The organism is Catenuloplanes japonicus (genome assembly GCF_000717135.1).
Lineage (GTDB): Bacteria > Actinomycetota > Actinomycetes > Mycobacteriales > Micromonosporaceae > Catenuloplanes > Catenuloplanes japonicus.
In genome coordinates, this window is the sequence record NZ_JNXY01000040.1 from 24,094 (window position 1) to 50,056 (window position 25,963).

18 protein-coding genes, 1 pseudogene and 1 riboswitch are annotated in these 25,963 nt (G+C 73.3%); of the genes and pseudogenes, 8 read left to right on the forward strand and 11 right to left on the reverse strand.

From position 1 onward, the window contains the following. Nucleotides 1-4: 4 nt before the first annotated feature. On the reverse strand, nucleotides 5-3,190 hold the full coding sequence (locus OP04_RS56620; protein WP_269746741.1) for a LamG-like jellyroll fold domain-containing protein: 3,186 nt from the start codon (nucleotides 3,188-3,190) through the stop codon (nucleotides 5-7). A gap of 84 nt (nucleotides 3,191-3,274) precedes the next feature. Beyond that, nucleotides 3,275-6,877: a cobaltochelatase subunit CobN gene (gene cobN, locus OP04_RS42500; protein WP_033345707.1), complete on the reverse strand. Its 3,603-nt coding sequence runs from the start codon at nucleotides 6,875-6,877 to the stop codon at nucleotides 3,275-3,277. Between the two features lie 52 nt (nucleotides 6,878-6,929). Beyond that, nucleotides 6,930-7,050: riboswitch (cobalamin riboswitch) on the reverse strand. A gap of 158 nt (nucleotides 7,051-7,208) precedes the next feature. Here cobN and cobG point away from each other — a divergent pair. Genes cobG through OP04_RS42515 form a run of 3 tightly spaced genes read left to right on the forward strand, consistent with a single transcriptional unit; the run spans nucleotide 7,209 to nucleotide 10,614 of the window. After that, the gene (gene cobG, locus OP04_RS42505; RefSeq protein WP_033345708.1) at nucleotides 7,209-8,459 is read left to right on the forward strand and encodes a precorrin-3B synthase; all 1,251 of its coding nucleotides are present in this window, start codon (nucleotides 7,209-7,211) and stop codon (nucleotides 8,457-8,459) included. Next, the gene (locus tag OP04_RS42510) at nucleotides 8,456-9,088 is read left to right on the forward strand and encodes a precorrin-8X methylmutase (protein ID WP_033345709.1); all 633 of its coding nucleotides are present in this window, start codon (nucleotides 8,456-8,458) and stop codon (nucleotides 9,086-9,088) included. Before cobG ends, OP04_RS42510 begins: the two co-directional genes overlap by 4 nt. After that, nucleotides 9,088-10,614, forward strand: coding sequence for a precorrin-2 C(20)-methyltransferase (locus tag OP04_RS42515; RefSeq protein ID WP_033345710.1), 1,527 nt, complete (start codon nucleotides 9,088-9,090; stop codon nucleotides 10,612-10,614). Before OP04_RS42510 ends, OP04_RS42515 begins: the two co-directional genes overlap by 1 nt. A gap of 462 nt (nucleotides 10,615-11,076) precedes the next feature. Here the strand turns inward: OP04_RS42515 and OP04_RS42520 are convergent, their stop codons facing one another. After that, entirely contained in the window at nucleotides 11,077-11,826 is a 750-nt protein-coding gene (locus tag OP04_RS42520; RefSeq protein ID WP_232323943.1) for a cobalt-precorrin-6A reductase, read from the reverse strand. 69 nt (nucleotides 11,827-11,895) lie between these two features. Between OP04_RS42520 and OP04_RS42525 the strand changes: the two genes are divergently transcribed. Further along, a complete protein-coding gene (locus OP04_RS42525) occupies nucleotides 11,896-13,065 on the forward strand; it encodes a cobalt-precorrin-5B (C(1))-methyltransferase (RefSeq protein ID WP_232323944.1) in 1,170 nt (389 codons plus the stop codon). 30 nt (nucleotides 13,066-13,095) lie between these two features. On the opposite strand, the pseudogene OP04_RS56145 reads toward OP04_RS42525, so the two are convergent. Further along, nucleotides 13,096-13,464 (reverse strand): annotated as a pseudogene (locus OP04_RS56145) (DUF6232 family protein); the annotation flags it as partial. A 98-nt stretch (nucleotides 13,465-13,562) separates the two neighbouring features. Here OP04_RS56145 and OP04_RS42530 point away from each other — a divergent pair. From OP04_RS42530 to OP04_RS42540, 3 genes are all read left to right on the forward strand, one after another. Continuing rightward, nucleotides 13,563-14,630 (forward strand): EstA family serine hydrolase, encoded by a 1,068-nt coding sequence (locus OP04_RS42530; RefSeq protein WP_033345711.1) that lies wholly within the window; start codon nucleotides 13,563-13,565, stop codon nucleotides 14,628-14,630. Between the two features lie 1,501 nt (nucleotides 14,631-16,131). Then, nucleotides 16,132-16,512 (forward strand): DnaJ family domain-containing protein, encoded by a 381-nt coding sequence (locus OP04_RS42535; RefSeq protein ID WP_033345712.1) that lies wholly within the window; start codon nucleotides 16,132-16,134, stop codon nucleotides 16,510-16,512. Between the two features lie 91 nt (nucleotides 16,513-16,603). Further along, entirely contained in the window at nucleotides 16,604-18,919 is a 2,316-nt protein-coding gene (locus OP04_RS42540; RefSeq protein ID WP_232323945.1) for a HelD family protein, read from the forward strand. Between the two features lie 251 nt (nucleotides 18,920-19,170). Here OP04_RS42540 and OP04_RS42545 read toward each other — a convergent pair whose 3' ends face one another. From OP04_RS42545 to OP04_RS42575, 7 genes are all read right to left on the reverse strand, one after another. After that, nucleotides 19,171-19,479, reverse strand: coding sequence for a hypothetical protein (locus tag OP04_RS42545; protein ID WP_033345713.1), 309 nt, complete (start codon nucleotides 19,477-19,479; stop codon nucleotides 19,171-19,173). Nucleotides 19,480-19,490: 11 nt separating this feature from the next. Next, the gene (locus tag OP04_RS42550) at nucleotides 19,491-19,973 is read right to left on the reverse strand and encodes a hypothetical protein (protein WP_033345714.1); all 483 of its coding nucleotides are present in this window, start codon (nucleotides 19,971-19,973) and stop codon (nucleotides 19,491-19,493) included. Nucleotides 19,974-20,165: 192 nt separating this feature from the next. After that, nucleotides 20,166-20,909 carry a precorrin-4 C(11)-methyltransferase gene (gene cobM / locus OP04_RS42555; protein ID WP_033345715.1) on the reverse strand — a complete coding sequence of 248 codons (744 nt, stop codon included), beginning with the start codon at nucleotides 20,907-20,909 and terminating at the stop codon, nucleotides 20,166-20,168. Then, a complete protein-coding gene (locus OP04_RS42560; RefSeq protein ID WP_033345716.1) occupies nucleotides 20,906-22,114 on the reverse strand; it encodes a bifunctional cobalt-precorrin-7 (C(5))-methyltransferase/cobalt-precorrin-6B (C(15))-methyltransferase in 1,209 nt (402 codons plus the stop codon). Before OP04_RS42560 ends, cobM begins: the two co-directional genes overlap by 4 nt. Next, complete coding sequence (locus tag OP04_RS42565; RefSeq protein WP_232323946.1) at nucleotides 22,111-22,518, reverse strand: PPOX class F420-dependent oxidoreductase; 408 nt, start codon at nucleotides 22,516-22,518, stop codon at nucleotides 22,111-22,113. Before OP04_RS42565 ends, OP04_RS42560 begins: the two co-directional genes overlap by 4 nt. Before the next feature lie 165 nt (nucleotides 22,519-22,683). Beyond that, on the reverse strand, nucleotides 22,684-23,937 hold the full coding sequence (locus OP04_RS42570) for a DMT family transporter (protein WP_051799923.1): 1,254 nt from the start codon (nucleotides 23,935-23,937) through the stop codon (nucleotides 22,684-22,686). Nucleotides 23,938-24,085: 148 nt separating this feature from the next. Continuing rightward, the gene (locus OP04_RS42575; RefSeq protein WP_033345717.1) at nucleotides 24,086-25,558 is read right to left on the reverse strand and encodes a glutamate--cysteine ligase; all 1,473 of its coding nucleotides are present in this window, start codon (nucleotides 25,556-25,558) and stop codon (nucleotides 24,086-24,088) included. Between the two features lie 83 nt (nucleotides 25,559-25,641). Here OP04_RS42575 and OP04_RS42580 point away from each other — a divergent pair, with 83 nt between their 5' ends. Further along, a complete protein-coding gene (locus tag OP04_RS42580; RefSeq protein ID WP_033345718.1) occupies nucleotides 25,642-25,962 on the forward strand; it encodes a DUF3817 domain-containing protein in 321 nt (106 codons plus the stop codon). The last annotated feature ends 1 nt before the right edge of the window (nucleotide 25,963 follow it).

Below are 25,963 nucleotides of genomic sequence, written 5' to 3' on the forward strand. Positions count from 1 at the left end.
GTGCTCACCCCGCGACGGCGGCGATCTCGGCGGCGGTGAGCGGGCGGTTGTAGGCGCGGACGTCGTCGACGGCACCGCCGAACGGGTCGGTCCAGGCGCCGTCGACGCGGGCGCGGCCGGCCTGGATCGCGCCGGTGGCGTGCCAGCGGTTCGGGTGGCGGATCGTGTCCTCGGCGCGGCCGTTCACGTAGAGCGTGACCTTGCCGGACGTGGCGTCGAACGCGAGCGCCAGGTGCGTCCAGGTGCGCAGCTGCGGCGTGGACGTGGACGTGGCGACGTCCAGGTCCGGTCCGGTCGCGTCGGCACGCGGCAGCAGCGCCTGCCAGGAGTCGCCGGCCCTGTCGTACCGGATGATGAACGCGCTGCTCAGCACGCCCGGCTGCGAGACGATCGCGCGGCTGTCCCGCCGGTCCGTGAGGTAGGCCCAGGCCATCACCGTGAAGCTCCGGTCCGTCCGCACGGCGGCGCGCGCGCCCGCGACGAAGCTGTCCTGCGCGGACGCGCTGAACCGCAGCGCCGAGCCCTTGCCGCCGCGCCCGGCCGGCTCCCAGCCGGCCCCGTCCGACAGCGTGGCCTCGTTGGCGTTGCTGGTCCCGTCGCCCGCGGTCGTGCCGGTGCCCTCGTCGGCGGCCCACCACAGCGCCAGGCCACCGCCGACACCGTCGGGCGGGAGCGGGCGCGGCGCGCGTACCGGCGGCGGGGCGGAGCCGTCGGCCTGGGGCGCGGCGGGGGAGGGGGCGGGGTCCCGGTCGAGGCCGTCGACGATCAGCGAACGGGTCGCGGGGAGCGCGGCGGCACCGATCAGCAGGGTGCCCGCGGTCAGCGTGGCGACGGTGATCCGGCGGCGCCGGGTGTCGCGGCGGAGCATGAGCTCGATGGGGGTGAGATCGGCGGTGTCCTTGCGGCGGGGCGGCTTCGGGGCCGAATTCCGGCTGCTGCCTGTCATGGGGGCGGCGCCGCCCGGGTTTCGGCCGCTGCCGTCCGCCGCCGGGGCGTCACTGCTCGCCGTCAAGCCCGTTCCCCGGCTGCTGCTGCTGCTGCTGCTGCTGCTGCCGCCGCTGCTGGACGTGCGCCAGGGCCGCCGTGTCGTGGCCGCGATGGTGCGACGCCCGGTGTCGTCAGGCGGAGACATGCCAGGATCAGCGGAAACAGCGGATTCGTCCGGCGTGGACCCGGATCCAGCGGACTCCGAGGCGTTCCGATCGGCAGCGGGGCCGGCCGGGGTGGCGGACATGCCGGCGTCGTCCTCCCCCGGTTCCTGGGCAGGCGACGGCGAGGCAACCCCGGTCGCATCGGGGATCCCGGTCGAGGCTGCGCCCGCCGAGCCGTCGCCCGCCGAGTCCGCGGAGCCGTCGACGTCGGTGATCCTGCCGGCACGCGCGGGGTCCACGTCAGCACCGGCCGTCGACCGCGCCGCGCCGGTCTCCGGTGCGGCGGGCGCGGAGCCGGTAGCCGCGCGGGCCGGGCCGGTGGATCCGTCATCCGCCGGCGACCCGGCGAGGTCGGCGATCCGCCTGTTCTCCGGGCCGGGCACGGAATCGTCGGCGGGCTTGTCCGTTGCCGCGGGTTCGCCCGTGGGAGCAGCAGGCACCTCGGCGCCGGAATCGGCAGCGTCCGGGACTTCCGGAATGCCAGGGCCGTCCGCACCGGAATCCGAATCCGTGATGCGCGTCCCTGCCGGCGAGATCCCGGTCCCGGAAGCCGCGGGATCCGAGTCCGTGATGCGCGTCCCTACGGGCGAGATCTCGGTCCCGGGAGCCGCGGGATCCGAGTCCGTGGTCTCGGCCGTCGCCGCGATGGATCCGGCGGGCGCGTCCTCCGACGCCGCCTGAGGATCGAGGGCCGATCGGGGATCCAGAGCCGCCTGTGGATCGATATCGTGGTCCCCGCTCGCCCGCGGGCCGGATGACGTCTCGGCGGAACCGGTCACCGGAGAACCACCCGCCGATTCTCCGGCCACCGGATCTCCGGTGGCCGGAGAATCGGCTACCGGGGAGTCGATCTCCGGATTGCCGCCGCTCCTGCGCCCGAATCCGGTTCCCAGCACACGCCTGCGCTGCCTGCCCAGCCCGAACCCGAGCCCACGCGAGGGCTTGGACATGAGCCCGCCCGAGGACGGCTCGCCCGCGTCGACGCTCTCCGCCGACGGCGCACCCGGGTCGGACCTTTCCGGGCCCGCATCCGCGCCGCCGTCGATCACAGGGCCGCTCGCCGCGTCGCCGTGCGCCGTGCCGTTCATCGCGCCGTCGGTGGTCACGCTTCCGCTTGCCGCGCCATCGGGCGTCCCGCCGCCGGCCGTCGTGCCGCCGCCCACCGCGCCGCCGGCCGTCGTGTCGCTGCCCGCCGCGTCACCTGCCGCAGTCGCCGCCCTGGGCGACGCGGACACCACCGGCTCCGGCTCCGCCCGCCGAGCCTCCGGCACCACCACCGTGACCCCGGTGTCCGTCGCCGACACCGCGAACCCGGCCGCCGCCTGGACCTCCCGCAGCCGGTCCCCGAAGTCGCGCGCCGACCGCACCGGCCGCTCCGACGGCACCCCCAGCACCGCCCCGAGCACGCCCGCCAGCCCCGGCACCGCCTGCACGCCCGGCGTCGCCAACCCGGCCCGCACCCCGAACCCGGCCTGCGGCATCGCGCCGGTGAGCAGCGCGAACAGCACACCCCCGAGCCCGGCGACGTCCCCGGACGGCGTGGCCCAGTCCGTACCGGAGATGCTCCCGACGCCGAAGTCGGACAGCAGTGGCCGGCTCTCCAGGTCGAGCAGCACGTTGGACAGCCGGACCGCGCCGTGCGGCACCGCGAGCCCGTGCGCGTAGGCGAGCGCGTCCGCCAGTCGCGCGCCCGCGGCCAGCGCCCACGCCTGGTCGACCGGCCCGGTGCGCAGCAGCGCCTCGCCGAGCGTGCCACCCTCGCCGAGCCGCATCGCCTGCCACGCCCGCCCGGTCGGCGTCACCCCGACCGCGTGCACCGCCACGATCGACGGATGCGCGCCGAGCCGCCCGAGCGCGCGGCACGACTCGTGGAACGCGGTCGCGGACGCCTGGTCCCGTACGTACCGGTGAAAAAGCTTGAGCGCCACCCAGCGCATGCCGCGTTCGTCCCAGGCCCGGTAGACGGTGGCGCCGCCGCCCGAGCCGATCCGATGCGTGCCGGTGTATCCGGCTGGGGTATCGATCCCCGGACCGCTCATCACGTCCACGTCCTGCTCCGTCTTCCGAACATCCTGACGAAACGGAAACGCGACACCCGGCGGTCCGGCAACGGCCGCCCCGGACTATCGATCCTCGAGGTCACCCTCCGTGCGCAGGTACACCTCGCGCAGGCCGTCCAGCGCGGCCTGGTCGGGGTGTTCCCACATGCCGCGGTCGGCGGCCTCCAGGAGGCGTTCGGCGATGCCGTGCAGGGCCCACGGGTTGGACTGTTCGAAGAACTTCTGGTTCTCCTCGTCGAGGACGTAGGTCTGGGCGAGCGTGTCGTACATCCAGTCCGCTACCACGCCCGCGGTGGCGTCGTAGCCGAAGAGGTAGTCGACGGTGGCGGCCAGCTCGAACGCGCCCTTGTAGCCGTGGCGGCGCATGGCGGCGATCCAGCGCGGGTTGACCACGCGGGCGCGGAACACGCGCGCGGTCTCCTCGGAGAGCGCGCGGGTGCGTACCGCGGAGGGCTGGGTGCTGTCGCCGATGTAGGCGCGCGGTGCCGTGCCGGTGAGCGCGCGCACGGTGGCGATCATGCCGCCGTGGTACTGGAAGTAGTCGTCGGAGTCCGCGATGTCGTGCTCGCGGGTGTCGACGTTCTTGGCCGCGACGGACATGCGCTTGTAGACGGTCTCCATGTCGCCGCGGGCCGGCACGCCGTCCAGGCCGCGGCCGTAGGCGTAGCCGCCCCAGACCGCGTAGACCTCGGCCAGGTCGGCGTCGCCGCGCCAGTTCCGGCTGTCGATCAGCGGCAGGATGCCGGCCCCGTAGGCGCCGGGCTTGGACCCGAAGACGCGCATCGTCGCCCGCCGCTCGTCGCCGTGTGCGGCAAGATCAGCAGCTACGTGCGCCCGGACAAAGTTGAGATCCGCAGGCTCATCCAGCAAAGAAACCAACTGCACCGCATCGTCCAGCAACGCCACTACGTGCGGGAACGCGTCCCGGAAGAACCCGCTGATCCGGATCGTCACGTCGACCCGGGGCCGCGAAAGCTCGGAAAGCGGGATCACCGCCAGCCCGTTGACCCGCCGCGACGCCTCGTCCCAGGTCGGGCGCACGCCGAGCAGCGCCAGGATCTCCGCCACGTCGTCGCCGGCCGTCCGCATCGCGGCCGTGCCCCACACCGACAGCCCGACCGATCGCGGCCACTCGCCGGTGTCCTCGCGGTAGCGCGTCACCAGCGACTCCGCCATCGCCTGCCCGGTCTCCCAGGCCAGCCGGCTCGGGATCGCCTTCGGGTCGACGGAGTAGAAGTTCCGCCCGGTCGGCAGCACGTTGATCAGCCCGCGCAGCGGCGACCCGCTCGGCCCGGCCGGCACGTAACCGCCGTCCAGCGCGTGCAGCAGGTGGGTCATCTCGTCCGTGGTCCGGTCCAGCCGAGGCACGATCTCCGTCGCGGCGAAGATCAAGATCTTTTCGACCGACTCGGGGGTACGGATGTCAGCCCGATCGGCCAGCGACGCCGCCGCCCCCGGGTCCCAGCCCGCCGCCTCCATGCCCGAGACCAGCGACTTCGCCAGCTCCTCGACCGCGTCCACCTCCGCCGTGGAGGCGGATCCGTCCTCGGCCAGCCCCAGCGCCTCCCGCAGCCCCGGCAGCGCCGCGACCTGCCCGCCCCACATCTGCCGCGCCCGCAGCATGGCCAGCACGAGATTCACCCGCGCCTCACCGGCCGGCGCCTCACCGAGGACGTGCAGCCCGTCGCGGATCTGCACGTCCTTGACCTCGCACAGCCAGCCGTCCACGTGCAGCAGGAAGTCGTCGAACTCCGCGTCGTGCGGCCGGTCCGCCAGCCCGAGGTCGTGGTCGAGCTTCGCGGCCTGGATCAGCGTCCAGATCTGCGCGCGGATCGCGGGCAGCTTCGGCGGGTCGAGCGCCGCGATGTTCGCGTGCTCGTCGAGGAGCTGCTCCAGCCGGGCCATGTCACCGTACGACTCCGCCCGCGCCATCGGCGGCACCAGGTGATCGACCAGCGTGGCGTGCGCGCGCCGTTTCGCCTGCGTGCCCTCGCCCGGGTCGTTGACCAGGAACGGGTAGATCAGCGGCAGGTTGCCGAGCGCCGCGTCCGGCCCGCAGGCGGCGGACATGCCGAGCGTCTTGCCGGGCAGCCACTCCAGGTTGCCGTGCTTGCCGAGGTGCACGACCGCGTGCGCGCCGAAGTGCGCGGCCAGCCAGCGGTAGGCGGCCAGGTAGTGGTGCGACGCCGGCAGGTCCGGGTCGTGGTAGATCGCGACCGGGTTCTCGCCGAACCCGCGCGGCGGCTGCACCATGACGACCACGTTGTTGCCGCGCAGCGCCGCCAGCACGATCTCGCCGTCCGGGTCCTGCGACCGGTCCACATAGAGCTCGCCGGGCGCCGGACCCCAGTGCTGCTCCGTGACCTCCCGCAGCTCGGCCGGGAGCGTCGCGAACCAGGCGCGGTACTCCGCGGCCGGGATCCGGACCGGGTTGCCCTCCAGCTGCTCCTCGGTCAGCCAGTTCGGGTCCTGGCCGCCGGCCGCGATCAGCGCGTGCATCAGCGCGTCGCCGTCCTGGGCGTCGACGCCGGGGAAGGAGCCCACGTCGTACCCACGCGAGATCATGTTCTTGATGAGCCGCACGGCGGAGGCCGGGGTGTCCAGGCCGACCGCGTTGCCGATCCGGGAGTGCTTGGTCGGATATGCGGACAGCATCAGCACGATCTTGCGCTCGGCCGGCGGGACGTGCCGCAGGCGCGCGTGCCCGAACGCGATGCCGGCCACGCGCGCGGCCCGCTCCGGGTCCGCCACGTAGACGGTCAGCCCGTCCCGGTCGGTCTCCTTGAACGAGAACGGGACCGTGATGATCCGGCCGTCGAACTCCGGCACCGCGACCTGGGTGGCCGCGTCCAGCGGCGACAGCCCGTCGTCGTTGCCGTCCCAGGTGGCGCGCGAGCTGGTCAGGCACAGGCCCTGGAGGATCGGCACGTCCAGCCGGGCGAGCTCGCCCACGTCCCACCCGTCGTCGTCGCCACCGGCCTGGGCCGCGGCCGGGACCACGCCGCCCGCGCCGCCGGCCGCCAGCACGGTCACGATCAGCGCGTCCGCCTGGCGCAGCGCGTCCAGCAGGTCGTCGCCGGGCGCGCGCAGCGAGGCGCAGAAGATCGGCAGCGGCTCCGCGCCGGCCGCCTCCACGGCGTCGGCCAGCGTGTGCACGAACGCGGTGTTCCCGGCCATGTGGTGCGCGCGGTAGTAGAGGATCGCGATCTTCGGCCCGTCCTGGTGGGCCGATGGCTTCCTCTCCAGGCGGCCCCAGACCGGCGCCTCCGCGGGCGGCGCGAAGCCGTGGCCGGTCAGCAGGATCGTGTCGCTGAGGAAGTGATGCAGCTCGGCCAGGTTCGCCGGACCGCCCTGCGCCAGGTAGAGGTGCGCCTCGGCCGCGACGCCGGCCGCCACGGTGGACAGTCGCATCAGCTCCGCGTCGGGTTGCTGCTCACCGCCGAGCACCACCACCGGGCGCGGCCCGGCCAGCAGCGCGTCGATGCCTTCCTCCCAGGCCCGGTGGCCGCCGAGGATGCGCACCACCACCAGGTCCGCGCCGTCGGTCAGACCCGGAAGGTCCTCCACCGCGGTACGGGACGGGTTCGCCAGCCGGAAGTCCGCGCCACTGGCACGGGCGCTGAGCAGGTCGGTGTCGGACGTCGACAGCAGCAGGACGCGGGGCACCGCGGGCTCCTCCCTGGGGTCCGCGCCCCAGATAGTGGTTCCGCGGCGACCGGAGTCTCCTGGCTCCCGGATCGGCGCTCGCCCCGACCTTCCCGCTGGTGGCAGTGGTCGTGCTGGGGTCCGCTCCCCGGTGACAGTGGCGGGACCGCGCCGGATTCACACCGGACTTCCTCCACCGTCGCCGCGTGTTGTGCAGTCTCCCCACTCTCCCGACCGGTCCACCGCGCGTCAAGCCACCGATAGTGATCTTGCTCGCCCCGGTTGTGACGCATGTCGAGGATCTCCGGGCGAACCCGGAACACGCTCTGCGACAACCCGTAGTATCCGCCGCATGCCATCGACCCACCGTGCCGCGCGGACCGGACCGGACGCGTGCCCCACCGCGCTCCAGGTGCACGCCGCGGCGGACGGCGGACTGGCCCGCGTACGCATCCCGGGCGGCCTGCTCTCCGCGTCCCAGGCCCGGGTGCTCGCCCGCGCGGCGCGCGACCTCGGCGACGGCCACCTCGACCTCACCTCGCGCGGTAACCTGCAGCTGCGCGCGCTCCCGCCCGGCGCGGAGACGGAGCTCGCCGACCGCCTGGCCGAGGCCGGGCTGCTGCCGTCCCTCACGCACGAGCGCGCCCGCAACGTCGTCGCGTCGCCGCTGAGCGGCCTGGACGGGCACGGCGGCGCGGACGTCCGGCCGCTCGTCGACGCGCTCGACGCCGCGCTGTGCGCCGCGCCCGCGCTGGCCGGCCTCTCCGGACGGTTCCTGTTCGCGCTGGACGACGGCCGCGGCGACGTGGCCGCGCTCGGCGCCGACCTGTGCCTGCTCGCGTCCGCCCCGGACGAGTTCACGCTGCTCCTCGGCGGTCTGGACGTCGGCCTGCGCGCTCACGCGGACGCGGTCACGCTGATGGTCGCGGCCGCCGGCGCCTTCCTCGACGAACGCGCCGCGCAGGGCTCGGCAGGCTGGCGTCTGTCCGAGATAGATCAGGGCGTGGTTCGGGTTGCCGCTCGGCTCGGCGCGGTCTCAGCACCGGTCGCGCCCGCGCTCGACCCGCCCGCGCCGCCGGTCGGCGTGATCGCCCACCCGGCCGCCGGCGTCGCGCTCGCCGTGATCGTCCCGCTCGGCCGGATCTCCGCGACCCAGCTGGACCTGCTGGCCGACGCGGCCCTGGCCGGCGCCGGCGAGCTGCGCTTCACCCCGTGGCGTGCGATCGTCGTCCCCGGCCTGCCGGACGCCACGCTCCTCCCCGGGCTGGCCGCGGCCGGGCTCGGCGTCGACGCGGACTCGCCGTGGTACGGCATCACCGCCTGCGCCGGGCGTCCCGGCTGTGCCAAGTCGCACGCGGACGTGCGCGCGGACGCCACCGCGGTCACGCTCGGCCCGATGCCGGCCGCCCGCGACGCCGTGCCCGTCCACTGGGTCGGCTGCGACCGCGCCTGCGGGCACCCGGCCGGGCCGCACGTGCGCGTGCTGGCCACGCCCGGCGGATATCAGGTGGGCGGCGTGACCGTGGACGTGGACCTCGACCGGCTCGCGGCCGCGGTGGCGGCGGCCCGCACCAGCTTCGCCTCACAGGAGACCGGCGCGTGACCGAATACGATTATGTCCGGGACGGCGCGGAGATCTACCGCCGCTCGTTCGCCACGATCCGTGCGGAGGCCCGGCTCGACCGGTTCCCCGAGGACGTCTCGCGCGTCGTGGTCCGCATGATCCACTCCAGTGGCATGACCGACCTGGTCGACGACATCGGCTACTCGCCCGGCGTCGCCGCGGCCGCGTCCGCCGCACTGCGCGCGGGCGCGCCCGTCCTCTGCGACGCGAACATGGTCGCGGCCGGCGTCACCCGCCGCCGCCTGCCCGCGGACAACGAGGTGGTCTGCACGCTCCGCGACCCGCGCGTGCCGGCGCTGGCGCAGCAGCTCGGCACCACCCGGTCCGCGGCCGCGCTGGAGCTGTGGCGTGACCGGCTGGCCGGCGCCGTGGTCGCGATCGGCAACGCGCCGACCGCGCTGTTCCGCCTGCTGGAGATGCTCGACGAGGGCGCGCCGCGACCGGCCGCGATCATCGGCATCCCGGTCGGGTTCATCGGCGCGGCCGAATCGAAGCAGGCGCTCGCCGTACACCCGGCGGGTTGTGAATTTCTTGTGGTGCACGGCCGCCGAGGCGGCAGCGCGATGACCGCGGCGGCGCTCAACGCCATCGCCAGCGAGGAGGAATAGTGGCCGGGCGTCTCTATGGAGTCGGGCTCGGCCCCGGCGATCCGGAGCTGGTGACCGTGAAGGCGGCGCGCCTGATCGGCGAGGCGGACGTGATCGCGTTCCACAGTGCCCGCCACGGCCGCAGCATCGCGCGCGGCATCGCCGCCCCCTACCGCCGGGACGGCCAGATCGAGGAGCCGCTGGTCTACCCGGTGACCACCGAGACGACGGACCACCCGGGCGGCTACCGGGGCGCGCTGGAGGACTTCTACGCGGACGCGGCCGCGCGGCTGGCCACGCACCTGGACGCCGGGCGTGACGTGGTGGTGCTCTGCGAGGGCGACCCGTTCTTCTACGGCTCCTACATGCACATGCACAAACGCCTGGCCGGCCGGTACGAGACGGTCGTCGTCCCCGGCGTCACCTCGATAGCCGGCGCGGCCGCGGAGCTCGGGCGGCCGCTGGTCGAGGCGGAGGAGACGCTGACCGTGCTGCCCGGCACGCTGCCCGCGGACGAGCTGGCGACACGGCTGGCGGCGGCGGACTCGGCCGCGATCATGAAGCTCGGGCGGACGTTCGGCGCGGTCCGTGACGCGCTGGAGTCCGCGGGCCGGCTCGACGACGCGTGGTACGTCGAGCGTGCCACCACCGCGCAGCAGCGGATCTCCCCGCTGCGCGACGTGGACCCGGCGACCGTGCCGTACTTCTCGGTCGCGCTGCTGCCGAGCCGGGTGCACGCGTCGACCGCGGCGGCCCTCCCCGCCGCGGCGGACCTGCCGGTTCCGGGCGGCCTGACCGTCGTCGGGCTGGGCCCGGCGGGACGCGAGTGGCTCACCCCGCAGGCGCAGGCCGCGCTGAGCGAGGCCACCGACCTGGTCGGCTACGGCCCCTACCTGGACCGGATCCCCGCGAACCCGCGCCAGACCCGCCACCCCAGCGACAACCGGGTCGAGTCCGAGCGGGCCGAGTTCGCGCTCACGCTCGCCGCGCGCGGACGCCGGGTGGCCGTGGTGTCGTCCGGCGATCCCGGCGTGTTCGCGATGGCGAGCGCGGTGCTGGAGGTCGCGGCCACCGATCCGTACACGGACATTCCGGTCGCCGTGCTGCCCGGCCTCACCGCGGCGCAGGCCGTCGCCAGCCGGGTCGGCGCGCCGCTCGGCCACGACTACGCGGTCATCTCGCTCTCCGACCGGCTCAAGCCGTGGGACGTGATCGAGGAACGCCTGACCGCCGCCGCCGCGGCCGACCTGGTCATCGCGATCTACAACCCGGCCTCGAAGTCCCGCACCTGGCAGGTCGAGAAGGCCCGCGACCTGCTGCTCACCCACCGCGGTCCGGACACGCCGGTGGTCCTCGGCCGCGACGTCGGCGGCGACGGCGAACGCGTGTCGGTGGTCCGCCTCGCCGACCTCACCCCCGACGCCGTCGACATGCGCACGCTCCTGATCATCGGCTCCTCCCAGACCCGCCACGTCAACGGCACCGTCTTCACTCCCCGCCGCTACCCCCTGAGCGTGCCCGGGGAGGACCCCGGACCCCGGCCCTGACGTCCTTGCGCGGGGTCGCCTGCCGCCTGATCCGCACATATCAAGATCCAATTCAAGATCCAGTTCGTGTTCCCGCTTCCGGCGTGGTCCGGCAGCGTTGCTCCCGCGGGCAAACCTCGCCGTCCGCCAAGACTCCGCCGGCGCTCCGCTTGCCTCCCGGCATCGGCGCGCACGGTGGCTCCCCGCCGCCGGCTCAGTGATCGGAGCGGTGGCCGGCCCGATGCCGCGTGATGTGACAGGGAACGTGCGATTCCCCTGAGCTTGCGGCGGGAGAGGGACGGGCGGGCGGGTCTTTGGTGTGAGCCGGTGTGGCGCGGGAGTGGAAGGGAGGAGCGCCAGCGACGACCGGTGCCCGCGGGAGCAGCGCTGCCGGACCACCGCGAAGTGGGAAATCCGCTTCCAAGGTTTTGATCTTCGCTTTGGGGACGGCGCCGGCCATCTCAGCGGTGTGTGCGGCCGGGGTCACCGGGGTGTCGTGTGGCGGGTGACCCAGGCGACCGCGTCCGGGACCGACGGCACCGACGCCGTGTGCGTGGGGACCGGCGGGCGGTCCACCATCAGGACCGGGACGGCCAGGTCGCGGGCCGCGTCCAGCTTCGCGGCCGTGGCGGGGCTGCCGCTGTCCTTGGTGACCAGGACGTCGATGGAGTGGGCCTCGATCAGCGCGCGCTCGCCGTCGCGGGTGAACGGGCCGCGGTCCAGCAGCACGGACATCCGTGGCGGGACCGGGGGCTCGGGTGGCTCGACGGCGCGGACCAGGAACCAGACGTCGGTCAGCGCGGCGAACGCGGCGAGCGTCTGACGGCCGGTGGTGAGCAGCGCGCGGCGGCCGAGCCGGGGGAGCGCGTCCGCGGCGGCCTCGATCGTGGGGACGTGCCGCCAGTCGTCGCCGGGGACGGCGGTCCAGCCGGGACGGCGCAGCACCAGCAGCGGCACGCCGGTCGCCGTGCAGGCGGACACCGCATTGGCGCTGATCACGGCCGCGAACGGGTGGGTGGCGTCGACGACCGCGCCGATCGGCTCCGCGCGCAGGAACGCGGCCAGGCCGGCGGCGCCGCCGAAACCGCCGATCCGGACCCGGCCCGGTGGCAGCAGCGGGGTGCTCGTGCGGCCGGCCAGCGAGCTGATCACCGACAGTCCGGGCAGGCCGTCGAGCGCGGTCGCGAGGCGGCGGGCCTCACCCGTACCCCCGAGGATCAGAACGGTCAGCACGCGCTGATTCGATCATGGGGAGCGGCCCTGCCGACACCGGGCCGCGCGTCAACGGGCATGCTGGTCAGCGTGACATCGGCAGGCGGTCCGGAGAAGGGGAAGCTGCGGTTCGGGTGGACGACCGGCGCGTGTGCGACGGCGGCCACGACCGCGGCGTACGAGGCGCTGCTCACCGGCGACTTCCCGGACCCGGTCACGATCACGCTCCCGAAGGGGCAGCGGCCGGCGTTCGCGCTCGCCCGTGAGGAACTCGCGGGGGACTGGGCGCTGGCCGGCGTGGTCAAGGACGCGGGCGACGACCCGGACGTCACGCACGGCGCGCTGATCCGGTCCACGGTGCGGCGCGGCGCGGCCGGCACGGGCGTGACGTTCAGGGCGGGGCCGGGCGTCGGGACGGTCACCAAGCCGGGGCTGCCGCTCGCGGTCGGCGAGCCCGCGATCAACCCGGTGCCACGCGCCATGATCACGGCCGCGGTCGCGGAGCTGGCGGCCCGGCACGGCGACGCGGGTGACGTCGAGGTCGAGATCTCGGTGGACCACGGCGAGGAGCTGGCCCGGAAGACCTGGAACCCGCGGCTCGGCATCCTCGGCGGACTGTCGATCCTGGGCACCACCGGGATCGTCGTGCCGTACTCGTGCTCGGCCTGGATCGACAGCATCCGGCGCGGCATCGACGTGGCGCGGGCGGCCGGGCGCACGCACGTGGCGGGCTGCACCGGGAGCACGTCGGAGCGGGTCGCGGCGCAGGTGCACGGGCTGCCGGAGGACGCGCTGCTGGACATGGGCGACTTCGCGGGCGCGGTGCTGAAGTATCTGCGCCGGCACCCGGTCCCGCGGCTGACCATCGCGGGCGGCGTCGGGAAGCTCTCCAAGCTGGCGAACGGGCACCTCGACCTGCACTCCGGCCGGTCCCAGGTCGACCTCGGCGCGCTGGCGCGGCTGGTCCGCGACGAGGGCGGCCCGGAGGAGCTGGCGGCCGGCATCGAGGGGGCGAACACGGCGCTGGACGCGCTGCAGCAGAGCCGGCGGGCCGGGTTCCCGCTAGGCGATCTGATCGCGGCCGGGGCCCGGGGCACGGCGCTCGACGTCCTGCGCGAGGCTCCGGTGCGGGTCGACGTGATCGTCATCGACCGGGCCGGGACGATCGTCGGCCAGGCCGGGGCCACCGGTGACGGCGAGGCCATCGGTGCGGCCGAGGCTATCGGTGAGGCCGGGGTCATCGGTGAGGCCGAGGTCTGACAGCACGCGCCAGTCCGCGGCGCGGACCAGGGCGCGGGCCACCCGGCCGTACCGTCCGGCGTCGGTGGTGGTGAACAGCAGCACGGCGGCGCCGCGGTGATCCGCCCAGAGCTCCCACGCACGCGGCCGGCGGGCGGTCAGCAGCGCGGCGGCGCCCGTCGCCAACGCCGCCACCAGCACGAACAGGGCCATGCGTGATCCGGCCGCCACCCAGGAGACCGGCGTCGCGAACGAGAGGAGCAGCGCGAGCGCGACGAGCCGGGGGAGCGCGCGGGGCACCTGCGGCCGCACGGTCCGCGGCATCTCCAGCTCGCCGAGCGCCCAGGAGCGCTCGCCGGCCGTGATCGTGTCGGCCGTGACGCGCACCCCGTCACCGGGGTCGTCGAAGAAGACGATCATCGGGATCCCTCAATCCGGTTGTGCAAGACGTTACCTCCCCGACATGAAACGGAAAACGGGTGGTACACCGGCCCGGGTTACGCGAATACTCCGGGGTCATGGGCTTCGAGAGTGTCCGCGAGATGTTCGAGAACAACCTGGCCGGCGGCGATGAGGTCGGCGCCGCGTTCTGTGCGATCGTGGACGGCGAGACCGTCGTGGATCTCCATGGCGGCCACGCCGATCCCGGGCGCACCCGCCCGTGGGATCGCGACACGATCGTCAACGTCTACTCCGCCACCAAGACCATCTCCGCGCTCACCGCGCTGCTGGTCGTGGACTCCTTCGAGGACCCGGTCGCCCGGTACTGGCCCGAGTTCGCGGCCAACGGGAAACAGGACATCACGCTCGCCCAGGTGATGAGCCACTCGTCCGGCATGTCCGGCTGGCGCGCACCATTGGTCACCGAGGACCTCTACGACTGGGAGAAGTGCACCTCGCTGCTGGCCGCGCAGGAGCCGCTGTGGGAACCCGGCACCGCCATCGGATACCACGCGGTCACCCAGGGATATCTGATCGGCGAGGTCATCCGGCGCATCACCGGCGAGAGCCTGGGCACGGTCTTCCGCACGCGCATCGCGGAGCCCCACGGCATCGACTTCCACATCGGACTCCCCGCCACCGAGGACGCACGCGTCGCCGAGCTGATCCCGCCGGCCAACCCGCCGTTCCAGGGCGTCCCACTGACCGAGATCCAGGACATCACGGCCAACAACCCGCCGATGCCACCGTCCATCACCGCCACCCGTGCCTGGCGTGCCGCCGAGATCCCGGCCGGCAACGGCCACGGCAACGCCCGCTCGCTCGCCCAGGCCCTCGCCATCCTGGCCGACGGCGGCCGCGACCTCATCTCCCGCGAGGCCGTCCGGCGCGCCGCCACCCAGCACTCCGCCGGCACCGACCTGATGCTCGGCATCCCGCTCCGCTGGGGACTCGGTTTCGCGCTCGGCAGCGACTTCCTCCCGCCGAACACGCTCTTCTGGGGCGGCCTCGGCGGCGCGTTCGTCGCCGTCGACCTCGACCGCCACGCCGCCTTCGCCTACGTCATGAACAACATGGGCGGCGACGTCGGCGACATGCGCGGCCTCCTCCTCTCCCTGGCCACCTGGAAGGCCCTCGACAGCTGATTCACCGGCGGGTCCGGGCGCCCGAGCCCGCGTCCCGGCGGCGCTTCGTCACGTTCCCCACATGTCAAGATCATTTGTCTGCTCTCGCGATGCTGACCGCCCGTTCGCTCCCGGCACCACTCCTGTCGGACCAGCGCAGTCCGGCCGGCAGCAGGCGGTCGGCGCCGACCGCGGTCCGGCGCAGCGGATCCGCGCTGTCGCTGCTAGGCGGCGGGCTCTGACCGCGTCCCGGCGCAGGGGGAAGGTCCGCGCTGTCGCCGCTGGGTGCTCGGGGCTATCCATGTGCGACGGATCGTCGCATCGCCATAAGTGGATCATTGACGTCGACGACATGGCGGTCAGAGCCGCTCGCCGACCGCCATTTCGTCGACGTCAATGATCCACACGCGCATGCGGGCTGCCTGTCCGGAAGGCTCGCGCCCGCCAGCAGCCGCCTTATGATGATATTTTGGGCACGAAGTGCCCGACTGATCAAGACGGGCTTGAACACTTCGAGATCGAAAACCTAGAAGATCATTTTCCCGCTTCCGGCGTGGTCCGGCCCGTTTGCTCCCGCGGGCAAACCTCGGGGCGGGCAAAGACTTCGCCGGCGCTCCGCTTTGCCCGCCCCTCGGAGCCGGTTCGCGCGGGTCGGCTCAAGGCCGCGATTCCCGCCGCTGCTCCCGTTGGGCGGCGCGGCTCACGCTCAGGCCGCCGCGGCCTGCCCGACGGTCGCGCAGGTCCCCCGCGGTGGGCCGGTGGAGATGCGACGCGGGCGGAGCGTGGGCCGGCGCGGCTCTTTCTCTGCCTGTGTGGGTCCGGTTTCGATCGGAGGCCGGAAGCGGAGGGCCGGCGCGGCTCTTTCTCTGCCTGTGTGAGGCGGCCCCGTTCGGAGGTCGGAAGCGGAGCGCCAGGCGGCGTCTTCCGATCTCCGGAGGTTTGCCCGCGGAGCGACTCCGTTGCCCATTCCCGTCGATGCGACCACCCGCGTCGATGCTGGAACTGTCCGGCACGCCAGGTCCGGACGGGCGCTCCGCGCCCGAAATATCTGCATATAAATCCGGCCGGTGGCGGCTTCCGGTCGTGATCATGACGGTATGTACGTAGTCCACGCTTCAAGTGCGGCAGAACGTGGATAACGTACATGCGACCGTTGATCAATGCTGGTCACTTTCAGTGCCCGTGCGCTATAAGGTGAAATATCCGGCATCGGGCGTCCGGGTTCCTGAACGGCGACAACGCGGGCTTCGTCGCGCTCGTCGCGTGCCATAAGCCGCGGTCAATCCAGGCATCTCCGCCGCGGTGATCGGCGCGATACCCACTCGCGGTGATCGGCGCGAAGGGGCAACAGCGTCGGGAGCAAGCGGACCGCAACCACGCCGGAAACGGGAGAATGATCTGGATCTTGAATTAGATCTTCGCGAATCCGGAGAAAACACCGGGCTGCGCCGGCGGACCCGCGCCACACATCCGGACCCCGGCTCCACTCCGCTTACCCCGCCCGCCCACGTAAAATCTTCCGATGGCGCACTTCTTCGAATCCCTGGTTGATCAGAAGATCCGTGAAGCGCTGGAGCGGGGCGAGTTCGACAACCTTCCCGGATCCGGCAAACCGCTGCCCGGCCACGGCGACGACTACGACGAGGACTGGTACGTCAAGGAGCTCGTCGACCGTGAGAAGCTGGCCGCCGTCATCCTGCCCGCCACGCTGATGTTGCGGCGCGACATCGAGGATCTGCCGGAGCGGCTGGCGCGCACGCGGTCCGAGCCCGAGGTGCGGCGCATGGTGGCCGAATTGAACGAGCGGATCGCGGACAACCACCGTGGTCTGCTGTCCGGCCCGCCGACGCTGATCAAGCGGCTCGACACCGAGGCGATCGTGCGCGAGTGGTCGCGCCGGTAGGGTAGGCTTTCGCGTCGGGCATCTCACGACGCGCGGGCACGACGAAACAAGGCGTGCCGCCCGTTGCATATTAGTCAATCAGGGGGCGGTTTTGTCAAGTACCGTGGAGCAGAAGTCCTCGATCAAGGAAGAGCAGGCCTACCTCGACGGCCTGCACCGACGGCTCGACGACATGCGCTCCGAGGCGTCCGCGCGGCTCGCGACGCAGCTGAAAGAGGCGGGCGGCACCCCACAGGAGCGATCCCAGCGGGACAGCTCCGTGACCATGTATACCGACCAGGTCGCGGTCCTCGGCGCGGTGGAGAACGGGCTCTGTTTCGGCCGGCTCGACTTCACCGAGGACGCGCCGCGCTACATCGGGCGCATCGGCATCTTCGACGACGACGGCGACTACGAGCCGCTGCTGGTCGACTGGCGCGCGCCCGCGGCCCGGCCGTTCTACCTGGCCACCGCGGCCCGGCCGCTCGACGTGCAGCGGCGGCGGCACATCCGTACCGCCGGGCGCGAGGTTGTCGCCCTGGACGACGAGGTGCTGGACCTGGAGGACGCCGGTGACGGCGCGCACGACCTGACCGGCGAGGCCACGCTGCTGGCCGCGCTGGACGCGCGCCGCACCGGCAGGATGAAGGACATCGTCGAGACGATCCAGGCCGAACAGGACCGGATCATCCGTGCGGACCTGTCCGGCACGCTGGTCGTGCAGGGCGGGCCGGGCACCGGCAAGACCGCGGTGGCGCTGCACCGCGCGGCATACCTGCTCTACACCTACCGCCAGCAGCTCTCCAAGCAGGCCGTGCTGATCCTGGGGCCGAACCCGACGTTTCTGCGCTACATCGGCCAGGTGCTCCCGTCGCTGGCCGAGACCGGCGTGCTGCTGCGCACGATCGGCGGCATGTTCCCGGGCGTGCGCGGCCGCCGCGCCGAGCCGGACGAGGTCGCGGAGATCAAGGGCCGGGCCGTGATGGCCGAGGTGATCGAGGCCGCGGTCGCGGACCGCCAGCGCGTGCCGGACCAGCCGGTCGACCTGATGGTCGAGGGCGAGACGCAGCTGTTCCTGCAGCCCGACACCATCCGGGCGGCCCGTGACCAGGTCCGGCGCACCGGCAAACGGCACAACCTGGCCCGCGCGGACTTCGACACCGAGATCATCCACGCGCTGTCGCTGCAACTGGCGGAGAAGATCGGCACGGACCCGTTCGCGGACGACCCGCTCGGCGGCGAGGACGCACCCGGCGACCCGATGGTCTTCGACGAGGCCGACCTCGCCCAGATCCGCCGCGAGCTGCGCCGCGAGCCGGAGGTGCTGGCCGTGCTGGACTGGCTGTGGCCCCGGCTCACGCCGCAGCAGGTCGTGGCCGGCCTGTTCGCCTCGCTGTCCCGGATGACCGCGGCCGCGTCCGGCCTGCTCACGCTGGCCGAGCAGGAGGCGCTGCTGCGCGAGCCTGAGGGCGGGTTCAGTGCCGCGGACGCGCCGCTGCTCGACGAGGCCGCGGAGCTGCTCGGCGAGGAGGAGGACACCCGCCGCGAGCGCATCGCGCAGCTCGAACGGCTCTTCCAGCTGGAGTACGCGCAGGGTGCGATCGACATCGCGATGGGGTCCCGCTCCGTCGACCTCGAGGACGAGGACGATCCGGAGCTGCTGATGGGCACGGACCTGCTGGATGCCGGCGACATGGCCGAGCGCCAGCAGTTCGACGCCGCGCTCACCGCGGCGCAGCGAGCCGCCGCGGACCGTACCTGGGCGTTCGGCCACGTGATCGTGGACGAGGCGCAGGAGCTCAGCCCGATGGCCTGGCGCCTGCTGATGCGCCGCTGCCCGAGCCGCTCGATGACCATCGTCGGCGACGTCGCGCAGACCGGCGACCTCGGCGGCACCTCCTCGTGGGACGACGCGCTGACCCCGTACGTCGGCCGCCGCTACCGCCTCACCGAACTCACCGTCAGTTACCGCACGCCCGGCGAGATCATGGAGCTGGCCGCCGGCGTCCTGGCCCGCGTCAACCCGTCGCTGGCCGTGCCGCGCGCGGTCCGTCACACCGGCACCCCGCCGTGGCGTACGCTCGGCGGCCTGGATGCCCTGGTCAGCGCCGTCTCTTCCTGGGACGGGCAGGGCCGCCTCGGCGTCATCGTCCCCACGTCGCTGCACGCGGAGGCCGCGGCCGCGCTCCCGGAGGCTGCCACCGGCGACCGGACCGACCTCACCAGCCCGGTCGTACTGCTCACCGTCCGTCAATCCAAGGGCCTTGAGTTCGACACCGTCATCGTCGTCGACCCGGACCGCATCGCCGCCGAGTCCCCGCGCGGCGACGGCGACCTCTACGTCGCGCTCACCCGCGCCACCCAGACACTCGGCCTGATCTCCCCGGCCCCGATCACGTCCCTACCGGAAAACCCCGAAACCCTCTAAAAGCGGATTTTCCCGCTTCCGGCGTGGTTGCGGTCCGCACGCTCCCGCGGGCGCTCTGCTTCCCCGGGGCCCGAGCCCCGGACCCCACGATGTACCCGCTTCCAGCCTGGTTGCGATCCGCACGCTCCCGCGGGCAAACCTCCGACGAGCCGAAGCCTCCGCCGGCGCTCCGCTTCGGCGCGCCGGCCGGAGCCGGTCCCGCCGTGCTCCCGAAACCCCACGCGCCCCCCCCCGTCGCCGGTCACCCGCCGTCAGGCGCCACCGGCCCGCGACGGGGGCACGACATCGGCCACCTCGAAGACGCGGGCGGCGGGGGCCAGGGGCTCGATGGTGGCGCGGAGGGTGAGGCGGTCGGGGTCGGACATGAAGGCGTCCAGGCCCTCGCGGGCCGTGAAGCGGATGATCTGGAGTTCGGTGGTGCCGTCGGGGGTGCGGAGGCGGCGCTCCAGGCGGGCGCCGTGGCGGGGGAGGAGGGCCAGCACGCCGTCCTCGTAGCGGTGGCCCTCGGGGACGGCGTCGTCGTGCATCTCGACGAGGACGGCCAGCAGCAGGTCGGTCATGGGGCCCTGGTTTACCAGGTGTGGTAGCGGAACCAGGAGCGCGCCGCCCGCGTGTTGAGCAGCAGCAGGTAGAGGGCGGGGCCGAGCAGGCCGGCGGCGCTGGTCGGGTCGCCGGTCATGGCGATCTGGGCCGCGACGGCGACCACCGGGATGATGCTGAAGATCATGACCAGGACGCGGGCCCACTGCCGTCCGCGCTGGAGCTTGCGGCCGATCGTGAACGAGATGAGCGCGCCGATCGCGAGCATGCCGGCGACGACGTAGCTCGCCTGCTCCAGCTGGGCCGGGTTGATGGCGAGGCCGGGCGTCTCGAACAGTTCCGAGGTCGGCAGCAGCACCACGGCCACGGCGGCGGCGAGCTGGATCAGGCCGCCGAGGTACTGCAGGAACGCCAGCGTGTGCACGCTCGGCGGGGCGGAGCGGCGCATCGGCTGCTGGACCGGCGCCGGCGGGTACGCCGTGTACTGGTGGGGTTGCGCGTAGCCGTACGACATCGTTCGCTCCTCGTCGGTGGGGAAGATGCGTACAGCCTGTCCGAAACCCGCGCCCGTTGAATCCCCGGAACATGCCACCCCGCGAAGTCACCGAACGTCACCGAGTCCCCTGAAGACGCCCCATGATCGGAACTCTCCGTGACGGCTGAGGCTGGATTCGCCGGGAATCGGGGGTCGCGGCGGGCCGGGGACTCAGTCGCGGCACCGATCCGCGCTATACAGGTGACTGTCCGGGAAGGCCGACGCCGTCAGCGCGGGCCCCACGATGATCACCGCCGTCCGCCGGATCCCCGCCGCCTCCACCTGCCCCGCGATCGTCGCCAGCGTCCCCCGGAGGATCTCCTCGTCGGCCCGCGACGCCCGCGCCACCACGGCGACCGGGCACCCGTCCCCGTAGTGCGGCACCAGCTCCGGCACGATCCGCGCGATCCGCTGCACGGCCAGATGCAGCACCAGCGTCCCACCGGACGCTCCCAGCACGGCCAACTGTTCCCGCGGGGGCATCGCGGTCGCGCGCTCCGCCGTGCGCGTCAGGATCACGGTCTGCGCCACCCCCGGCACCGTCAGCTCCCGCCGCAGACTCGCCGCCGCCGCGGCGAAGGCCGGCACCCCGGGCACCACGTCGTACGGCACCCCCGCCGCGTCCAGCCGCCGCATCTGCTCCGCCATCGCCGACAACACCGACGGATCCCCGGAGTGCAGCCGCGCCACGTCGAGTCCGGCCGCCTGCGCGGCCACCAGCTCCGCGATGATCTCGTCCAGCGACATCCGCGCCGTGTCCACGAGCCGTGCGCCGGCCGGGCACCACGACAGCATCTCCGGCGGCACCAGACTTCCCGCGTACAGGCATACCGGGCTCGCCGCGATCAGGTCGCGCCCGCGCACGGTGATCAGGTCCGCGGCGCCCGGCCCCGCGCCGATGAAGTGCACCGTCATGCTTTTCGCACCGTCCATTGAGTGACCGGAAGCGCCGGTCGCCACGCGGTGAACCCGCCGACCGCGCCCGCGCGGGAGATCTCGATCCTGGTCAGGTCGCCGCCGAGCGCGTCCCGGGCGGCCGTGACCACGCGTTCCGACTCGATGGTGACCGCGTTGGCGACGAGTCTGCCGCCCGGCCGGAGCGCGGCCCAGCACGTGTCGATCATGCCGTCCGTGGTGACGCCGCCGCCGATGAAGATCGCGTCCGGCGGTGCCAGACCCGCCAGCGCCTGCGGCGCAAGACCACGAACAACAGCCAGCGAGGGTACGCCGAGCGCCGCCGCGTTCGAGGCCAGCCGCGCGGCCCGCTGCTCGTCCGCCTCGATCGCGGTCGCGGTGCACGCCGGGTGGGCCCGCATCCACTCGACGGCGATGCTGCCGGCGCCGGCGCCCACGTCCCACAGCGCCTGACCCGGCACCGGTGCGAGACGCGCGAGCGTGATCGCCCGGATCTCGCGCTTCGTCAGCTGGCCGTCGTGCGCGTAGGCGTCGTCCGGCAGGCCGGGCACGGTCGGCAGCAGCGCCGCCTCCGGGCCCGCCACGCACTCGACGGCGACGACGTTGAGCGGGGCGTGCCCGCCGTCGGACGGGAACTCGGCCGCGGTCGTGCTGGTCAGGCGCTCGGTGGGGCCGGCCAGGTTCTCCAGCACGGTGAGCGCGCTTCCGGCGTACCCCCGTCGCCTCAAGAGCTCGGCCACGGCGGCCGGTGAGCGGCCGTCGGCGCTCAGGACGAGCAGCCGCCTGCCGGGGTGGATTGTGGTGTGCAGCGTGTCCAGCGGGCGGCCGACCACGCTGACCACCTCGGTGTCCTCGACGGCCCAGCCGAGCCGCGCGCACGCCAGCGAGATCGCGGACGGGTGCGGCACCACGCGCAGCGCGCCCGGCCCGGTCAGCCGCGCGATCGTGCCGCCGATGCCGAAGCACATCGGGTCGCCGCTGGCCAGCACGCAGAGGTGGCGGTCCCGGTGGGCGTCGAGCAGCCCGGGGAGCGCGGGCAGCAGCGGTGACGGCCAGGTCAGGCGCGTTGCCGTGGCCTCGGGCGGGATCAGGTCGAGCTGGCGGGCGCTGCCGATCAGCACCTCGGCCGTGAGCACGGCGTCGCGTCCGGGCGGGGCGAGTCCGGCCCAGCCGTCCGCGCCGATCCCGACGACGGTGACCGTCATGTGACGTTGCCCAGTACGCGCGTGATCGTGATCTCCAGGATCACGCGGTGCGGGTTGGCCCGGGGCGTCCGGTACCGCTCGGCATAGCGCCGTTCCGCGTCCGCCACGAACTCGGCCTCGTCCCGGACGCGCGCGGTCCCCTCCACGGTCGACCAGTCCCGGCCGTCGACGGAGCATAGCGCGACCGTGGGCGTGGACCCCGCGTTGCGGGCCTTCAGGCTGGTGGCGGACGTGAGCACCAGGGCCGTGCCCGTCTCCCAGTTGATGACCGCGCCGACCGGCGTGACGTGCGGCGTGCCGTTCGGCCGCAGCGTGGTGAGCGTGCACAGATGCTGCTCCGCCCAGAACCGGCGAAAATCGTCCCCGACGTCAGCCAGCCCTCGCCGGCGCTGCACAGTACTCACCGCATGACGATGTCAGACCCGGCCCGCGCGCCCGCCGCAACCCCGCACCGCGGTGACGCATCCCGCAGGGTGTCGTGACCGGCCCGGTCCCGCCGTCGCTCGCCCTGCGAAAGAACGGAGGCGCCCGCCGGGTGGCGGACGCCTCGGTGGAGCAGGGGGTGAGGATCAGGTGCTGGGGCGGCGTCCGGGGCGGGGCTGGAAGCCGCGGCCGGGGCGCAGCAGGCGGCGGCGAGGGCCACCGGGGACCGCGCAGGAGGGGAGGCCGCGTTCGCCGACCGCGATCTGGGTGCGGCGGCGACCGGGGATGGTCAGGGCTGCCTGCGGGATCTCCGGCGGGTCCTGGGCGCCGGCCGCCGGAGAGCGCGTGTCCGATGACGGATCCGCGTCCGGCGTGGCCGTGCGGCCGGAGCCTGGAGCGGAGCCGGTGCCCGAAGCGGAGCCGGAAGCAGTACCTGAGCGGGAACCGGAACCGGTGCGCGAGCCGGAGCCGGAGCGGGGACCGGCCTCCGATGCCTTCCCGGACGTGGTGCCGCGGGCGGCGCCCGAGGCCTCGGCCGGGTTCGCGCCGGTCTCCGGGGTCTCGGTGACGGTGCCGTGGTCGTCGGCCGGGCGGGTGAGCAGGAGGACGCCGGCCACGGCCAGGACCCCGCCGGTGAGCGCGACCCCGCCGCCCGTCATGCCGCCGACGAACCGCTCCTCCAGCAGCAGCATGCCGATGACCGCGGACGCGACCGGGTTGGACAGCGAGACCGTGGCCAGCGGCGCGCCGAGGCCGCCGTCGCGGTAGGCAGCCTGGGACAGCATCACGCCGGACGCCATGAACGCGGCCAGCGTGAACGCGGCCGTGGACAGCAGGGCCAGCGGCCCGTCCGCGGCGACCTGGAGCGACACGGTCTGGGTGAGCGCGGAGGAGCAGGCGAACGCGATGCCGGCCGCGACCGCGTAGAGCAGGCCGGACGGCACGGCCGCGGTGACCTGGCGGGCGAGCAGCGTGAGGCCGAGCACGATCGCGCCGCCGATCATGGCGACCGTGAGGATCTCGGTGGAGTCCAGCTCGCGGGCGCTGCCCAGCGGCGCGGTGATGACCAGCAGGCCGAGGCCGGCGATGGTGAGCGCGGCGCCGCGCCAGTGCACGCCGGCGACGCGGCGGTGGATGACGGCCGCGCCCATCGGGAGTGCGAAGACCAGCGTGAGCAGGCCGAGCGGCTGGACGATGCTGAGCGGGCCGAACGCGAGCGCGCCGACGTGCAGGCCGGCGCCGGCGCCGTTCAGCGCGACGGACAGCCACCAGTGGGGGATGCGGAGCGAGGCCAGGATGCCGGTGCCGTGTGCGGCCACCCGTTCCTGGACCACCGCGCCCGCGGCGTAGGCGCCCGCGGACGCGATGCTGAGCGCGATGGCGATCGCCAGAGCGTTCATATCGCGAGCCGGATCGGGCCATGCGTCGTCATGCGTGTAACGATCCCCCATTGATCAGCAACAGTCGTCCGGATAACGAGTGATTGTTGCGTACAGCACGTGTTGTACCTCAGATTGTGACCGTCATCCCCAAGGATGACGGCCGTGATCACGCCCACTCGTGCACCGGCCGGTTCGTGTGCATGTGCTCCAGGTAGCGCCCGAGCATCTCGTGCAGCGCGGCGTCCCGGTCGAGGTTGCCACGTTCCTCCAGCTCGCGGACGGTTTCGACCTGCCAGGTGGCGCCGTTCACACCGGCCAGGCAGCGGGCCTCGATGACGCCGAGGAGCCGCTCACGCTCGTCCGCGGCGACGCCCCACGCGTCGAGGCCCTCATGCGCGAGGGGGAGGAGGCGGCGCAGCACCAGCTCGGTCACCGGGACGGTGCCGGCGCCGGGCCAGTAGACGGACGCGTTGATGCCGTGCCGGGACGCGGCGTGGAAGTTCTCCTCGGCGGTGCCGAACGACATCCGGGACCAGATCGGGCGTTCGGAGGCGGCGAGCGCGCGGGTCAGGCCGAAGTAGAACGCGCCGTTCGCGAGCGTGTCGACCACGGTCGGCCCGGCGGGCAGCGTGCGGTTCTCGACGCGCAGGTGCGGGACGCCGGCGACGATGTCGTAGACCGGCCGGTTCCAGCGGTAGACGGTGCCGTTGTGCAGGCGCAGCTCGGGCAGCGTGGGGGTCTCGCCGCGGGCCAGCGTCTCGGCCGGGTCGTCGTCCTCGCACACGGGCAGCAGCGCGGGGAAGTAGCGGACGTTCTCCTCGAACAGGTCGAACACCGAGGTGATCCAGCGCTCGCCGAACCACACCCGCGGGCGTACCCCCTGGGCCTTGATCTCTTCTGATCTGGTGTCGGTGGCCTGCTCGAAGAGCGGGATCCGGGTCTCTCGCCACAGTTCCCGGCCGAGCAGGTAGGGGGAGTTGGCGCCGAGCGCGACCTGGATGCCGGCGATGCTCTGCGAGGCGTTCCAGTAGCCGGCGAAGTCGTCCGGGCTGACCTGCAGGTGGAACTGGGTGCTGGTGCAGGCGGCCTCCGGCGTGACGGTGTCCGCGGTGAGTTCCAGGCGTTCCGGGCCGTCGATGCGGATGTCCAGGTCCTCGCCGCGGGCCGCGAAGATCTGTTCGTTGAGCAGCTGGTAGCGCGGGTTGACGGAGAGCGAGTCGAGCGTGAAGTGCGCGGACCGCAGCGTGGGCAGGATGCCGATCATGGCGATCCGGGCGCCGACCGCGCGGGCCTTGGACTCGGCCTCGTTGAGGCTGTCGCGCAGGTGTTTCTCGAAGCCGGTCAGCCCGCCCTCGGAGAGCGCGAGCGGCGGCACGTTTATCTCGATGTTGAACTGGCCGAGCTCGGTCTGGAACGCCGGGTCGGCGATCGCGGCCAGCACGTCCGCGTTGCGCATCGTGGGGTCGGCCGCGTCGTCGACCAGGTTGAACTCGATCTCCAGCCCGGTCAGCGGGTGCTCCGCGTCGAAGCGGTGCTCGGCCAGCATCTCGGCGAACACGTCCAGGCAACGGCGGATCTTCTGCCGGTACCTGGCCCGGTCCTCGCGGGTGAACTCCCGCGGCCCGACCTCCTCGCCCATGTGCGTCCGCCACCTTCCAGGAACGTCTCAGGCTCGTCTCGTTACGATCCGCAACCTCATCTTTTCCAACCGGCGGAGGAATCATGCGGCGCGCCGCGCTGACCCTGTTCACGATCGTGGCGATCGCGGAGGCCTGTTCCTGGACCGGGCTGCTGATCGGGATGTTCTTCAAGTACGTCGCGGTGCACGACGAGATCGGCGTCAAGATCTTCGGGCCGGTCCACGGTGCGCTGTTCGTCACCTATGTGCTGGTCACCCTGGTGGTCGCGGTGCTGCACCGGTGGCACCCGCTGACCGCGATGATCGCGCTGGCCTGTGCGATCCCGCCGCTGTTCACGCTGGTCTTCGAGCGCTGGGCCCGCCGCCGGGGCCTGCTCACCGTTCGCGAGAAGGCCCTGGTCTAGA